At 68.8% G+C, this 13,733-nt stretch carries 15 protein-coding genes and 3 pseudogenes; 11 read left to right on the forward strand and 7 right to left on the reverse strand.

Annotation, left to right across the window (positions count from 1 at the left end; genetic code table 11):
- Positions 1 to 651: oligopeptide/dipeptide ABC transporter ATP-binding protein (locus ACRDSQ_RS24830; RefSeq protein WP_431424375.1), on the forward strand; the 651-nt coding region annotated here is incomplete at its 5' end.
- 120 nt (positions 652 to 771) lie between these two features.
- Here ACRDSQ_RS24830 and ACRDSQ_RS24835 read toward each other — a convergent pair.
- From ACRDSQ_RS24835 to ACRDSQ_RS24850, 4 genes and pseudogenes are all read right to left on the reverse strand, one after another.
- Positions 772 to 861 (reverse strand): annotated as a pseudogene (locus ACRDSQ_RS24835) (hypothetical protein); the annotation flags it as partial.
- A 237-nt stretch (positions 862 to 1,098) separates the two neighbouring features.
- The gene (locus tag ACRDSQ_RS24840; RefSeq protein WP_431424376.1) at positions 1,099 to 1,422 is read right to left on the reverse strand and encodes a hypothetical protein; all 324 of its coding nucleotides are present in this window, start codon (positions 1,420 to 1,422) and stop codon (positions 1,099 to 1,101) included.
- Complete coding sequence (locus tag ACRDSQ_RS24845) at positions 1,419 to 1,649, reverse strand: PIN domain-containing protein (protein ID WP_431424377.1); 231 nt, start codon at positions 1,647 to 1,649, stop codon at positions 1,419 to 1,421. Before ACRDSQ_RS24845 ends, ACRDSQ_RS24840 begins: the two co-directional genes overlap by 4 nt.
- 2 nt (positions 1,650 to 1,651) lie before the next feature.
- Positions 1,652 to 2,140 carry a helix-turn-helix domain-containing protein gene (locus ACRDSQ_RS24850; RefSeq protein ID WP_431424378.1) on the reverse strand — a complete coding sequence of 163 codons (489 nt, stop codon included), beginning with the start codon at positions 2,138 to 2,140 and terminating at the stop codon, positions 1,652 to 1,654.
- A 120-nt stretch (positions 2,141 to 2,260) separates the two neighbouring features.
- On the opposite strand from ACRDSQ_RS24850, the pseudogene ACRDSQ_RS24855 reads away from it, so the two are divergent.
- The 6 genes and pseudogenes from ACRDSQ_RS24855 to ACRDSQ_RS24880 all read left to right on the forward strand — a co-directional run.
- A pseudogene (locus tag ACRDSQ_RS24855) lies at positions 2,261 to 2,656 on the forward strand (nucleotidyl transferase AbiEii/AbiGii toxin family protein); the annotation flags it as partial.
- Positions 2,657 to 2,762: 106 nt separating this feature from the next.
- A complete protein-coding gene (locus ACRDSQ_RS24860; protein WP_431424389.1) occupies positions 2,763 to 2,918 on the forward strand; it encodes a hypothetical protein in 156 nt (51 codons plus the stop codon).
- A 73-nt stretch (positions 2,919 to 2,991) separates the two neighbouring features.
- Positions 2,992 to 3,315 carry a hypothetical protein gene (locus ACRDSQ_RS24865; protein ID WP_431424379.1) on the forward strand — a complete coding sequence of 108 codons (324 nt, stop codon included), beginning with the start codon at positions 2,992 to 2,994 and terminating at the stop codon, positions 3,313 to 3,315.
- Between the two features lie 30 nt (positions 3,316 to 3,345).
- Positions 3,346 to 4,428 (forward strand): flavin-containing monooxygenase, encoded by a 1,083-nt coding sequence (locus ACRDSQ_RS24870; RefSeq protein ID WP_431424380.1) that lies wholly within the window; start codon positions 3,346 to 3,348, stop codon positions 4,426 to 4,428.
- A 44-nt stretch (positions 4,429 to 4,472) separates the two neighbouring features.
- Complete coding sequence (locus ACRDSQ_RS24875) at positions 4,473 to 6,098, forward strand: LuxR C-terminal-related transcriptional regulator (RefSeq protein ID WP_431424381.1); 1,626 nt, start codon at positions 4,473 to 4,475, stop codon at positions 6,096 to 6,098.
- Positions 6,099 to 6,262: 164 nt separating this feature from the next.
- Positions 6,263 to 6,643: pseudogene (locus tag ACRDSQ_RS24880) on the forward strand (LppU/SCO3897 family protein); the annotation flags it as partial.
- A 57-nt stretch (positions 6,644 to 6,700) separates the two neighbouring features.
- Here ACRDSQ_RS24880 and leuA read toward each other — a convergent pair.
- A complete protein-coding gene (leuA, locus tag ACRDSQ_RS24885) occupies positions 6,701 to 8,491 on the reverse strand; it encodes a 2-isopropylmalate synthase (RefSeq protein ID WP_431424382.1) in 1,791 nt (596 codons plus the stop codon).
- A gap of 238 nt (positions 8,492 to 8,729) precedes the next feature.
- On the opposite strand from leuA, the gene ACRDSQ_RS24890 reads away from it, so the two are divergent.
- Together ACRDSQ_RS24890 and ACRDSQ_RS24895 are read left to right on the forward strand one after the other, a co-directional pair.
- Positions 8,730 to 9,026 (forward strand): hypothetical protein, encoded by a 297-nt coding sequence (locus tag ACRDSQ_RS24890; RefSeq protein ID WP_431424383.1) that lies wholly within the window; start codon positions 8,730 to 8,732, stop codon positions 9,024 to 9,026.
- Between the two features lie 44 nt (positions 9,027 to 9,070).
- Positions 9,071 to 9,409 carry a hypothetical protein gene (locus tag ACRDSQ_RS24895; RefSeq protein WP_431424384.1) on the forward strand — a complete coding sequence of 113 codons (339 nt, stop codon included), beginning with the start codon at positions 9,071 to 9,073 and terminating at the stop codon, positions 9,407 to 9,409.
- Here ACRDSQ_RS24895 and ACRDSQ_RS24900 read toward each other — a convergent pair.
- Positions 9,406 to 9,969: a nitroreductase family protein gene (locus ACRDSQ_RS24900; RefSeq protein WP_431424385.1), complete on the reverse strand. Its 564-nt coding sequence runs from the start codon at positions 9,967 to 9,969 to the stop codon at positions 9,406 to 9,408. The two genes, ACRDSQ_RS24895 and ACRDSQ_RS24900, sit on opposite strands and share 4 nt — an antisense overlap.
- A complete protein-coding gene (locus ACRDSQ_RS24905) occupies positions 9,959 to 11,170 on the reverse strand; it encodes a hypothetical protein (RefSeq protein ID WP_431424386.1) in 1,212 nt (403 codons plus the stop codon). Before ACRDSQ_RS24905 ends, ACRDSQ_RS24900 begins: the two co-directional genes overlap by 11 nt.
- Positions 11,171 to 11,349: 179 nt before the next feature.
- On the opposite strand from ACRDSQ_RS24905, the gene ACRDSQ_RS24910 reads away from it, so the two are divergent.
- Both ACRDSQ_RS24910 and ACRDSQ_RS24915 read left to right on the forward strand, forming a co-directional pair.
- Positions 11,350 to 12,615: an aspartate kinase gene (locus tag ACRDSQ_RS24910; protein ID WP_431424387.1), complete on the forward strand. Its 1,266-nt coding sequence runs from the start codon at positions 11,350 to 11,352 to the stop codon at positions 12,613 to 12,615.
- Entirely contained in the window at positions 12,612 to 13,688 is a 1,077-nt protein-coding gene (locus ACRDSQ_RS24915) for an aspartate-semialdehyde dehydrogenase (protein ID WP_431424388.1), read from the forward strand. The genes ACRDSQ_RS24910 and ACRDSQ_RS24915 overlap by 4 nt, the downstream gene beginning before the upstream one ends.
- Positions 13,689 to 13,733: the final 45 nt, after the last annotated feature.

The following is a 13,733-nucleotide window of genomic DNA, read 5'->3' on the forward strand; positions in this document are numbered from 1 at the left end:
AACGTGAAGACCGAGCACGGCACCAAGAAGGCTGTGCAGGAGTTGCTCGAGCTGGTCGGCCTGAGCCCGGAGCACTACAACCGCTACCCGCACGAGTTCTCCGGCGGGCAGCGCCAGCGCATCGGGATCGCCCGTACGCTCGCTCTGCACCCGAAAATGATCATCGCGGACGAGCCGGTGTCCGCATTGGACGTGTCGATCCAGGCGCAGGTCGTCAACCTGCTGGAGGACCTGCAGACCGAGTTCGACCTGACGTACGTGATGATCGCGCACGACTTGTCGGTCGTGCGGCACGTGTCCGACCGGGTGGCGGTGATGTACCTCGGCAAGATCATGGAGATCGCGGACCGTACCGCGCTCTACGAGCGGCCGATGCACCCGTACACCGTCGCGCTGCTCTCGGCGGTGCCGATCCCGGACACCGCCCGGCGCGGCAACCGCGAGCGCATCCGGCTGCAGGGCGACGTGCCCAGCCCGGTCAACCCGCCCTCGGGCTGCCGTTTCCGCACCCGGTGCTGGAAGGCGCAGGAGATCTGCAAGGTCGAGGAACCGCCGCTGGCGGAACTGGCCCCCGGCCACCGCGCGGCGTGTCACTTCCCGGAGAACACGGACAAGCTGACCATCGACCCGACCGGTGCGGCGCATTCCTAAGTAGACAGACCGAAAAGCGGCCAGGGACTTCCCTGGCCGCTTTCGCCATTCGCCGGTGGAACCGTCGATGCGCTCGCGGAGAAAGTCGGCATGCCCGTTGTGCCGCGCGTACTCCTCGATCACGTGTGTGAGCACGTAGCGAAGCGAGAACACCTCATCACCGTGTCGCCCGAGGACATCGAGCGACTTGGCGGCGTCGACGATGGCCCGCGATTGCTCGCAGGACTCCCGCCAGACCTTGAACGCCGCTTCCGGGTCAGCGTCGTCGACCTCGAAATCGACGCGGTATCCATCCGCACCGCGACCCCAATAGCCCGGTACTGCTCCCCGTTCATGACGTTTCGGAACCAGCTCCGCTCCACTTCGGCGAGATGCCGGACCAGGCCGAGGAGCGAGATCGCGGAAGGCGGAACGGCCTTTCAGCGACCACGCTCGCCGTTAAAGGTGTTATAGGGCTGCTCGACACGAAGTGGCGAAGCCGGGACAGTTGCTGCCGGGTCTCTCAAGGATCGTGAGAAGGTCGGACACCGTGCGCGGCTCACGGCGATATCGCGACACTTGCCGGTGCAGACTCGCCAGAACCACGCCCGGGGCCAAATCGAGTTGGTCGAGGAGGAATTCGTCCTGGTTGACGGCCACGACGTCGTACGAGTCAAGGGCTCGGCTGGGGAAGTCCTTCAAGTTCTCGGTCACCAGCAGTTCAGCGCCGCCACGGATGGCCGCGGCCGCCACGTGTCGATCCTTCGGGTCGTTGGTCATCACGTCGATCATCGCCTCATAGCCCTGCACGCACGCGTCGGGAAAGGGGCGCGCATCTGGTCCACGCGGTGCGCGACCTGCGTCGTGGTCGCTCCACGCTTGATCAGATTCCGCTCCAACTCGTCGAGCACATGTTGTGACCACAGTGGACGGAACAGTCCATCCTCGGCGATGCTCAGAACGGTGTCGCAGACGTAGGATTTGAGCAGCACGCAAGTATCGAAGAAGACGGCGAACAAGATCAGTCCCCGCGGTCGTCGGTTGGCAGCCGCTCGAACGGCGCGTCGGGAAGCTCGTAGAGCCCGTCTTCCTCGCCGGCCCGGACCATCTCGTCGAGACCGGCGCCGCGCGCTCGCCTGGCGCGTTCTTGGTAGGCGAGCACATCGGCAAGCCGGACTCGCCGGTGTCGGGCGGGTTGATCGAACGGGATCTCGCCGGATTCCAGTAAACGCACCAAGGTCGGCCGGGACACACCAAGCAGATGCGCTGCCTCGCTTGTCGTCAGGATTGTGTGCAACGGCGCGATTGTGATCGCGAACCCTTGTGACAGCGCTTGGAGCACATCCCGGAGCACGTCGTAGATCTCGGCGGGGACGTCGAGCCTGCTCCCGTCCGGCGCGACCAGCGCGGCTCTGTCAGCTGTCGTTCGGGTGAGCGCGACGACTGCGTCAGTCAGCCGTTCCGGGTCGGACGGGGGCAGCAGAGTCCGTTCGCTCATGGTGATCGACATGGCTCCATCGTACCGCAAAACGAACAAAACGAAAGGCCGTGTTGTGGCAATGTGGTGGCTTGACGGACGGTCGGCGTGAGACCGTCGGGCATAAACGCCGAAATCGCCGGGCGCGCCCGGGTGGGCGATGCCGCGCGGGAGCCCGGGGACATCGACTTCGTCGTCCTGCCCGCGTCTCGTTCGATCAGGCACTTCGAGTCCGTCGCCATGCTCGACGGCATCATCGACGCGGTCCGCTCGACGCCCGGCGCGGGACTGCTCGCCGACGAGGTGACGGCCGAGGACATCTGGACCTACGAGCCGGCCGACGGCCGCCGCCTGGTGTTCCCGTTCGCCGTCGACGACCTGCCGCGCGGGGCCGTGCAACTCGACTTCGTCTTCAGTGAGGTGCTGCCGATTCTCCCTGTGCCGCTTGCGATCCCGTCGGTCGACCGGATGCTTTTGGCTGCCACGCCGGAGTTGTCGCCGGCCTGGAAGCTGCTGTGGCTGGCGACTGATTCCCACCCACAGGGCAAAGGCCTGTACGACGCGGTCCTGCTCGCCGAGCGCACGGCGGTGCCCGACCGCGAGCTGGGTCGTCGACCTCCTGCGGCCCGAACTCGAAGGCGGGGCCGACGGTTTCGTGGCGGAATCCGTTCTGGCCTGGGACGTCGACTGGGTCAACTTCCAGGACGAATACCCCAACATCGACGGCGACGCCAAGGCGTGGACGTGGCGTCTCGCCCTGGCGCTCGGCGCGGCCTGGAACGCCGAACGAGCGGGTGGCTGTCCCGACTGACCCATTCCGATTCCGAAGTGGATGCGTCGTTTTTCCGATGCGGCGGCGGTCGCTGGGTTCCTAGCGTGAGTTCATGACCAGCATGCCGATGCTCGCGGGGATCGCCTCAACGGTGATCTTCGCGTCGAGCACGCTGCCGATGCTCCTCAAGGCCCACCGGACCCGGGACCTCGGCTCCTACAGCCTGGGCCACATGCTGCTCGCCAACCTCGGCAACCTGATCCACTCGCTCTACGTGTTCAGCCTGCCCGCCGGGCCGATCTGGGCGTTGCACGGCTTCTACACGGTCAGCACGGCGCTGATGCTGGTCTGGTTCGTGCGGTACGCAAACCTACCCATTGCCAGCCGCCCCCAGATGGGTGTTCTGTCCGACGCGGCCGCCACCGGGGATCCATAGCGTCGAAGCCACCACTTCAGGAGGCGCGACATGACCACCCAACACATCGAGACCCTGATCATCGGAGCAGGCCAGGCGGGCCTGTCCACCGGCTACCACCTGCGCGAACTCGGCCGACCGTGCCTCATCGTGGACGGCAACGACCGGGTCGGCGACAACTGGCGCAGGCAGTGGGACACGCTGCGGCTCTACACCCCCGCGAAGTACAGCAGCCTGCCCGGCCTGCCTTTCCCGATGGACGCCTGGGCGTTCCCGCACAAGGACGAGGTCGCCGACTACCTCGAGACCTACGCCCTGCACTGGGACCTGCCGGTGCGGATGAGCACCCGCATCGACCTGCTGGAGGCCCGCCCCGAAGGCGGGTACACCGCCACCCTCGGGGCCGACACGATCACGTGCGACAACGTGGTCGTCGCGACCGGCACTTTCGGGCGCACGCCCTACATTCCCGCTTTCGCAGGGGAACTCGAACCGAGCATCCGGCAGCTGCACTCCAGTGAGTACCGCAGGCTCAGCCAGCTGCGGCCGGGCAAAGTCCTGGTTGTCGGCGCCTCGCACTCGGGCACCGACATCGCCTACGAGGTGGCGCCCACCCATGAGACTGTCCTCTGTGGACGTGACTGCGGCGAGATCCCGCTTCGGTTGGAGTCACGCAGGTTCCGCGCCGTGTTCCCGCTGATGGCGTTCGCCGCCCGGCACGTGCTGACCCGGGGCACCCCGATCGGCCGCAAAATGATGGACGAGGTCCGCGGCCACGGCGGTCCGATGCTCCGGGTGAAGCGCACGGACCTCGAGGAACGCCACGTCGAGCGGGTGCTGGCGCGAGTGACCGGCGTGTACGGCGGTCTCCCGGTGCTCGACGGCGAGCGGGTCGTGGACGCGGCGAACGTCGTCTGGTGCACTGGGTTCAAGCAGGTTTTCGACTGGGTCAAGCTGCCGATCTTCGGCGAGAACGGGTGGCCCACCGAATACCGCGGGGTGGCCGACGGCGCGCCCGGCCTGTACTTCTGCGGCCTGAGCTTCCAGTACTCGTTCAGCTCCATGGTCTTCCTGGGCATCGGCCGCGACGCCGAGTACCTCGCCCGCCGGATCGCCGCCCGCGTCCCGGCCTGAAAAGGAGCAGGTCAGGACCTATCCTTGGACCGAGGTGAGGCGCCATGGGCGTCGTTGACGATCTGGCGAGGGCTCGCGCGGCCTTCGAGCACCGCGAGTGGATGGCGGCCTACGAGGCGCTGTCCGACGCGGACGACGCCGTCCTGACCGCCGACGACTTCGCCCAACTCGCCACCGCGGCCTACCTGGTCGGCCGGACAAACGACTGCGTCCAGGCGATGCAGCGGGCCTACCAGGGAAACGTGGACGCGGGTGACACCCTCGGGGCCGTGCGCTGCGGGTTCTCGCTGGCGATGGCGCTGCTCATGGGTGGCGAGCCCGCGGTCGCCGGCGGCTGGGTGAGCCGCTGCCAGCGCCTCCTCGAAGACGTTCCCGGCGACGTCGTCGAGCGCGGGTACCTGGTGATGCACGCGATGCTGCGGAGCTTCTTCACCGGCGACCTCGACGCCGCCCACCGGCTGGCGGTCGAGGTCGTCGAGTACGGGCGCCGGTACCGCGACGCCGATCTGGTGGCCAACGGCCTCAACGCGCAGGGCAGGTTGCTGCTGTACACCGGGCGCGTCCCCGAGGGCCTGGAACTGCTCGACGAGGCGATGATCGGGATCTCCACCGGCGAGGTGTCGATGATGTTCGCCGGGCATGTCTACTGCTCGGTGATCGAGGCCTGTCAGGAGGTCAGCGACTACGGCCGCGCCGCCGAGTGGACCAGCGCGCTCACCACGTGGATCGACACCCAACCCGGACTGGTCAGGTTCACCGGTCAGTGCGCGGTGCACCGCGGGCAGATCATGCGGGTTCGGGGAGCGTTCGCCGAGGCGGTCGAGGAGTTCGAACTCGCGACGCGCCGCTACGCCGACGCCGACATCCCGGCCGCCGCGGGGCTGGCGATGGCCGAGTGCGGCGACGTCCTGCGGGTCCGCGGTGACTTCGCCGCCGCCGACGAGGCCTATGACCGGGCGGCGGGTTTCGGGCACGAGCCGCAGCCCGGGCTCGCCCTCCTGTGGTCGGCGCGGGGTCGCAAACCCGCCGCCGTGGCCGCCGTGTGCAGGTTGCTGGCCGAACAACACGACCCCGTGCACCGGTCGCACGTGCTGCCGGGCGCCGTGGAGGTGTTGCTGGCCGCTGAAGAGGTCGACCAGGCCGACGAACTCAGCGTCGAACTGGCGGGCATCGCGGCGTCGTTCCGCTGCCCGGCGCTGCGCGCCATGGCGGGCTACGCGCGTGGCGCGGTCCTGCTCGCCCGAGCCGAGCCCGCCGCGGCGCTGCCGGAACTGCGCACCGGCGGGCAGGAGTGGCAGCGGGTCAGTTCGCCCTACGAGCTGGCCCGGTGCCGGGTGCTCATCGGCCGTGCCCTGCGCGAACTCGGCGACGAGCAGTCCGCGGCGACCGAGTTCGCCGCCGCCCGCCAGGTCTTCCACGACCTCGGCGCGGTCCCGGCCGAGCAGGATGCCGCACGCTTGCTCACACCCGCCGCCCCTGGCGGGCTCACAGCGCGCGAAGTCGAGGTGCTGCGGCTGGTCGCGGCCGGGCGCAGCAACCCGGAAATCGCCGCCCACCTGGTCCTGAGTGAGAAAACCGTCGCCCGGCACCTGTCGAACATCTTCACCAAACTCGACGTCACCTCCCGCACCGCGGCCGCCGCCTTCGCCTACGAGAACCACCTCGTGTGATCCAAAGTGGACTCGTTTTGGTAAATGCGGTCACCTGATGGGGTGCTGACCCGGTAGCGTGCCGCCCGCCCGACACGCGATCCCGCCCGCGCCGAAGAAGAAGAGCATCGGCGTCAAGATCCTTCACCAGTGCCGCGGCGCAGGCCAAGGCAGGCGAGTGCGCGAGCGTCACCGGCACCACCACCAAGCCCGAGTTCAAGGTCGTCGACTGCACCGCCGCCGAGGCGAACTACACCATCGGCAAGGTGCTCGGCTCGACCACCGAGAAGTGCGGTGGCGGCTACGACGAGTACACCGAGACCGCCCGCCGGGGCCCGGACTCGAAGATCTGCCTGGTCCCGAACGTCGTCGAGGGCGCCTGCTACGAGGACCCGGCGACCTCGTCGAAGATGGGCATGGCGAAGACCGAGTGCAAGGCGGGCACCATCAAGGTCGTCAAGAAGGCCGACGGCGTCGTCGACGAGTCGCTGTGTGCCGAGTCGTCTCCGCTGACCTACACCGAGCCGAAGCTGACGCTCTGCCTCGCGCCGGGCGAAGCCGCCTGACGTTCCAACGACAAAGGTGCGCGTGCCGCTCGGCGGCACACGCACCTTTCGATTGTCCTACTTGTGGGCCCGGTTCACCGCGGACACCACGGCCCGCAGCGACGCGGTGACGATGGAGCTGTCGATCGCGACACCCCACAGCACCTGGTCGCCCACCGCGCACTCGACGTACGCCGCGGCGCGCGCGTCGTCGCCGGAGGTCAGGGCGTGCTCGGAGTAGTCGAGGACGCGGACGTCGTAGCCCACGCTGGCCAGGCCGTCGACGAACGCGGCGATCGGGCCGTTGCCCGCTCCCGTGATCTCGTGGTCCTCGCCCTCGACGCCGACCGTGGCGGCGATCTCGTCGCGGCCCTCGCCGTCGTCGGAGATCCGGCTGCGGCGCAGGCGCAGCGGGGAGACCCGGTCGAGGTATTCCGCCGCGAAGACGTCCCACATCTCCTTCGGGCTGACCTCGCCGCCCTCGCTGTCGGTCACGGCCTGGATTACCTGCGAGAACTCGATCTGCAGCCGGCGCGGCAGCTTCAGCTGGTGCTCGGTCTTCATCACGTAGGCCACGCCGCCCTTGCCGGACTGCGAGTTGACCCGGATGACCGCCTCGTACGACCGGCCGATGTCCTTCGGGTCGATCGGCAGGTACGGGACCTCCCACGGGTGGTCGTCGACCCCCACGCCCGCGGCGTCGGCGTCGGCGCGCATGGCGTCGAAGCCCTTGTTGATCGCGTCCTGGTGGCTGCCGGAGAAGGCGGTGAAGACCAGGTCGCCGCCCCACGGGTGGCGCTCGGCGACCGGCAGCTGGTTGCAGTACTCGACCGTGCGGCGGATCTCATCGATGTCGGAGAAGTCGATCTGCGGGTCGATGCCCTGGCTGAACAGGTTCATCCCCAGGGTGACCAGGTCGACGTTGCCGGTGCGCTCGCCGTTGCCGAACAGGCAGCCCTCGATGCGGTCCGCGCCCGCCAGGTAGCCCAGCTCGGCGGCGGCGACGCCGGTGCCCCGGTCGTTGTGCGGGTGCAGGCTCAGCACCAGCGAGTCCCGGTTGTCCAGGTTGCGGTGCATCCACTCGATCGAGTCGGCGTACACGTTGGGCGTGGCCATCTCGACGGTCGCGGGCAGGTTGACGATCATCGGCCGCTCGGGCGTCGGCTGCCAGATCCCTGCCACCGCGTTGCACACCTCGGCGGCGTAGGAGAGCTCGGTGCCGGTGTAGGACTCGGGGGAGTACTCGAACCGGAAGTCGGTGTCGCCGTACTTCTCGGCGAAGGACAGCACGACCTCGGCCCCGTCGGTGGCGATCTTCTTGATGCCCTCGCGGTCCTGGCGGAACACGACGCGCCGCTGCAGGATCGACGTCGAGTTGTACAGGTGGACGATCGCGCTGTGGGCGCCTTCGACGGCCTCGAAGGTGCGCTCGATCAGCTCGGGCCGGGCCTGGGTGAGGACCTGGATGCGCACGTCCTCGGGGATCGCGCCCTCGGTGACGATCTCGCGGACGAAGTCGAAGTCGGTCTGGCTCGCGGCCGGGAAGCCGACCTCGATCTCCTTGTAGCCCATGCGCACCAGCAGGTCGAACATGCGGCGCTTGCGGGCGGGCGACATCGGGTCGATCAGGGCCTGGTTGCCGTCACGCAGGTCGACCGCGCACCACAGCGGCGCCTTCGTGATGCGTTTGGTGGGCCAGGTGCGGTCCGGTACGTCGATCGGCTCGACCAGCTCCGGGAACGGGCGGTACCGGTGGAACGGCATCGAACTGCCGCGCTGCGGGTTCCACGCGGGCTGGCCGTCCGGAATGGGACGCGACGGCGTCCGGATGCGGCTGTTCGAGGAGGTGTAGGCGTCTGAATTGCTCATTGCGGGGGGCTCCTGCTTAACGGTGTCGGGGACCGGCGGCGACGCCCGAACTCCGCGACGGGGAGCCGGCCTGATCAGGCCCCGTCGCGGCAGCGAAGCAGGAGGAGAGCGTGAGCCACGCACTCAGAGTAGCCAGGAAGCGGCCGGATATGGAAACGCGCGTCCACATGGTGGGCGATCCGATCGTTAGGCCGGGTGGAGCAGTTTGCCGATCGGCAGGCCAGGGCACTCTTCCGACATGACTACGCGCAGGTGGTACGCAACACGAGGAACCGGCACCGCTGCCCGGATCGTGTCCGGCATCGGTGCGCTGTTCGCCCTGATCCTGGTGGTCTACATCTGTCTGATCATCTTCGGCGCGAACATGGCCAACGCGTTCGCCAGGTTCATCCAGTCCATGGCCGAACCGCTCGCCCTGTTCTTCCCGGGCCTGTTCCCGATCGCCAACGCGACGTTGGCCGTGATCGTGAACTACGGTCTCGCGGCGCTGTTCTGGATCGTCGTCACGGGCATCATCGCGCGCGCGATCGCCTGATCGCACGCATAGCCGGGGGCCGTGAGCCGTGCCAGACTTCGAGGATGGCTGACAGCACCGAGGACACCGGCCGCCGGAGCCGCACGGGCGCCGAGTGGCGCTCCGACATCGTCGGACTCGTCGCGAACCTCGTGCGGTGGGCGGGCCTGCTGATCGCCCTGGTCCTGGTCGTGCACGTCATCCTGGTGATGGGCAACGCGAACCCGGACAACGGGATCAGCAGCTTCGTCCGCCAGACCGCCGACATGTTCGTGCTGGCGTTCAAGGACCTGTTCAACCCGGAGGACGCCAAACTCAGGGTGCTGGTCAACTACGGCCTGGCCGCGGTGTTCTGGCTGGTCGTGTCCATGATCGTGTCAAGGTTGATCCGCCGACTCGGCTAGAACGGCGTCCCCCACTCGGTGAACGCGAGTTCCGAGGCGGGCAGCCGCACGCGCGGCTTCGTCTCGCGCTCACGCTTCTCCGGCGGCAGCAGTTCCGGCGGTCCGAGCACGCCGATCGCGACCGCCACCAGCGGCCTGATCGTCTCGGGAAGGCTGAACTCGGCGGTGATCCCCGCCTTGTCGAACCCCGCCATCTGGTGCGCGACCAGTCCCTCCGCCACCGCCTGCAGCACGAGGTTCTCCGTCGCCAGACCCACGCCGTACTCCGCGTACGGCACCTCGCCCTTGGGGTTCACCGTCGCCGCGCAAGCGATCAGCAAGGCTCCGGCATTGACCGCCCAAGCCTGATTGCCGCGGTTGAGCTGCCCCAAGATCCGTTCGAACGTCGGCGTGCCGCGCAGCCCGACGAGGTAGCGCGCGGGCTGGGTGTTGCCGTACGAAGGCGCCCACCGGGCCGCCTCCAGCATCCGCCGCATCGCCGCCTCGGAAACCGTGCCGGACGGGTCGAGCGCCCGCGGACTCCAGCGTGCCTTGATCAGCGGATGCGGGTCAGATGGCATAGCCCCAGGCCGTGATCGAGTACGCGCCGAACCACGCCGACGCCACCGCGATCCCCGCGAGCGTGAGCACCACAGTGGAGGGTCGGCGTTTCGCCAGCCCGAGGGCGATCGGGAGCAGCAGCGTGAACGCCGGGAGCATCAGCCGGGCCTTCGAGTTCATCAGCCCGTTCGAGCACAGGTCCATCGCCAGCACCCCGGCCGCGTACACCAGCAGCGGCCACTCCAGCCGACGCCGCCAGCCGACGACCAGCAGGGCCAGCGCGCCGATGATCAGCCCGACCGTCGCCACCTCCAGCACCGACCGCGCGTTGCCGAGGACGTCCAGGGTGAACCGGACGGTCGCGACGCCGCCGTCGAACTCGGAGTCCCAGCCCCGGCGCTGCAGGGCGAACCAGCCGTCCCACTCGCCGGTCCGCACGCCGACCCAGGCGAGGTAGCCGATCAGCCCGACCGGGGCGAGCACCCCGCCCAGCCACGGCCGCCACGAGTCGCGCCGCTGGTACACCGCCACCAGCATCGCCAGCCCCACCGCCAGGATCAGCGCGGACGCCGTCGGCCGGACAAGACCCGCGGCCGCGCAGCACAGCCCGGCGCCGATCCAGCGCCGCTCCAGCACGAACACCAACGCCCACACGGCCAGCGCGCAGAACATCGCCTCGGAGTACGCCATCGACAGCACGATCGCCATCGGCGACGCGGCGAACAGCGCCACCAGGATCAACCCGACCGTGCGGGAGCCGCCGGTGACGATGGCGCCGAGCCTGGTCAGTCCGTACGCGCACACCACACCGAACGCGACGGTCACCGCCAGGGCCGACGGCAGCAGCCGGAAGCCCAGGTCGCTGAGCCAGCCGACGACCGTCGGGTAGCCGGGGAAGAAGGCGAGCGGTGTCTCGAAGCTGCGCTTGCCGAACGCGTCGACCAGGCCGGCCGGGACACCGGCGTAGCCGTTCCCGGCGATCGCCAGGAACCACTGCCCGTCCCACGACTTGAGCGCGTCGGTCGTGGAGATGTCGTTGCGCCCGGCCATCCACGACAGGATGAGCAGCCCGAACTCGCGGATGCCGAGGAAGATCACCCCGGGCGCGATGACGTAGGTGATCCGCCGGGCGTTCCACCGGCGCGCACGCCTGGGAGCCACCTCAGGCGGCGCCGTCGTGGTCTCCTCGGCGCTCGCGGGCGCCACGTCCGTCGCAGACACCCCGATCCTCTCCACATCTGCCGGCCGTCCGGCCCAGCGTAGCCGCACGCGCACCAGGTGTCGGGGAGTGGCGGGAGACACAGAGCACCTCGGGGCGAAGCCGGTGCGCAGGTAGGCTCTCCTGCGATAAGCGTGGCGGCCTCGGCCGCCCGCCCGCGGGCCTGAGGAGGTTGCACGCAGTGGCGCTCGTCGTCCAGAAGTACGGCGGATCCTCGCTGGAGAACGCCGACCGGATCAAACGGGTCGCCGAGCGGATCGTCGCGACGCGCAAAGCGGGGAACGACGTCGTGGTGGTCTGCTCCGCGATGGGTGACACCACCGACGAACTCCTCGACCTGGCCAAACAGGTGAACCCGGTGCCGCCGGAGCGCGAGATGGACATGCTGCTCACCGCGGGTGAGCGGATCTCCAACTCGCTCGTCGCGATGGCGATCAGCGCGCTCGGCGCGGAGGCCCGGTCGTTCTCCGGCTCCCAGGCGGGTGTGATCACCACGTCGGTCCACGGCAAAGCCCGGATCATCGACGTCACCCCCGGCCGCGTGCAGGCCGCGCTCGACGAGGGCTACATCGTCCTTGTCGCGGGCTTCCAGGGTGTCAGCCAGGACACCAAGGACATCACCACTCTGGGCCGCGGTGGTTCCGACACCACAGCGGTCGCTCTCGCGGCGGCGCTCAACGCCGACGTCTGCGAGATCTACACGGACGTGGACGGCGTCTACACCGCCGACCCGCGCATCGTGCCCGACGCGAAGCGCCTCGACCGGGTCACCTACGAGGAGATGCTCGAGATGGCGGCGGGCGGAGCCAAGGTGCTCATGCTGCGCTGCGTCGAGTACGCGCGCCGCTATGGCGTCCCGATCCATGTCCGCTCGTCGTACAGCACAAAGTCCGGCACGATCGTCGCCGGATCAATGGAGGACTTGACCGTGGAACAGGCGATGATCACCGGCGTCGCGCACGACCGGTCCGAGGCGAAGGTCACGGTGACCGGCGTGCCGGACCACGCGGGTGTGGCCGCCCGGATCTTCCGGACCGTGGCCGACAGCGAGATCGACATCGACATGGTGCTGCAGAACGTGTCCAGCACCGTGTCCGGCAAGACCGACATCACCTTCACCCTGTCCAAGAGCAACGGCCCCACGGCCGTGGCGGCGCTGGAGAAGATCCGCGAGGAGCTCGGCTTCTCGGCGGTCCTCTACGACGACCACATCGGCAAGGTGTCGCTGGTCGGCGCCGGGATGCGGTCGCACCCGGGCGTCACCGCGATGTTCTGTGAGGCGCTGTCCAAGGCGGGCGTGAACATCGAGATCATCAACACCTCGGAGATCCGGATCTCGGTCCTGATCCGCGACACGCAGCTCGACGAGGCTGTGCGCGCGATCCACGAGGCGTTCGACCTCGGCGGCGACGAGCAGGCCGTCGTGTATGGGGGGACTGGACGATGACCCAGCAGACGACGACCAAGCCGACGCTGGCCCTGGTGGGCGCCACTGGCGCCGTGGGCACCGTGATGATCGACATCATGAACGGCCGCAAGGAATGGCCGTGGGGTGATGTCCGGCTGATCGCGTCGCCGCGGTCGGCGGGCAAGAAGATCACCGTGCGCGGCGAGGAGCTGACGGTGATCGCCCTGGCGCCGGAGGTCTTCGACGGCGTCGACGTGGCGATGTTCGACGTGCCCGACGAGGTCTCGGCCCAGTGGGCCCCGATCGCCGCTTCCCGTGGCGCGGTTGCCGTCGACAACTCGGGCGCGTTCCGCATGGACGCCGATGTGCCGCTGGTGGTGCCGGAGGTCAACAGCGACAAGATCGCCGACCGCCCCCGGGGCATCATCGCCAACCCGAACTGCACCACCCTGTCGATGATGGCCGCCATCGGCGCGCTGCACCGCGAGTTCGAACTCCAGGAGCTTGTGGTCGCCTCCTACCAGGCGGCCTCGGGCGCCGGGCAGGAAGGAATCGACCGCCTGCAGGCCGAGTACGCGGCTGTGGCGGGCAAGGACCTGGGCGGCAAGGCAGGCGACGTCCGCGAAGCCCTCGCGGCGGCGGGCCTGTCGCAGGAGGGCTCGCCCTTCCCCGCGCCGCTCGCGCTGAATGTCATCCCGTGGGCGGGCTCGCTCAAGGAGGACGGCTGGGCCAGCGAGGAGCTGAAGGTGCGCAACGAGTCCCGGAAGATCCTCGGCATCGAGGACCTGAAGGTCTCGGCGACGTGCGTGCGAGTCCCCGTGGTCACCACGCACTCGCTCGCGGTCCACGCTCGGTTCGCTCAGCCGGTGACGGTGGAGCAGGCGCGGGGAATCTTCTCGGCGCAGCCGTCGGTGGTGTTGGTGGACGACCCGGAGAAGGGCCAGTTCCCGACCCCGGCCGACGTGGTGGGCGGCGACCCGACCTATGTCGGACGCATCCGCCAGGCGTTGGACTTCCCGAACACCCTGGACTTCTTCGTCTGCGGTGACAACCTGCGCAAGGGCGCCGCGCTCAACACGTATGAGATCGCGGAGCAGTTGGCCAAGCGCTAAGGCTTCCGCACAAAGCAAAGCGGGCCGCGACGGAGAGATCCGTCG

The organism is Actinokineospora sp., from assembly GCF_050699995.1.
Lineage (GTDB): Bacteria > Actinomycetota > Actinomycetes > Mycobacteriales > Pseudonocardiaceae > Actinokineospora.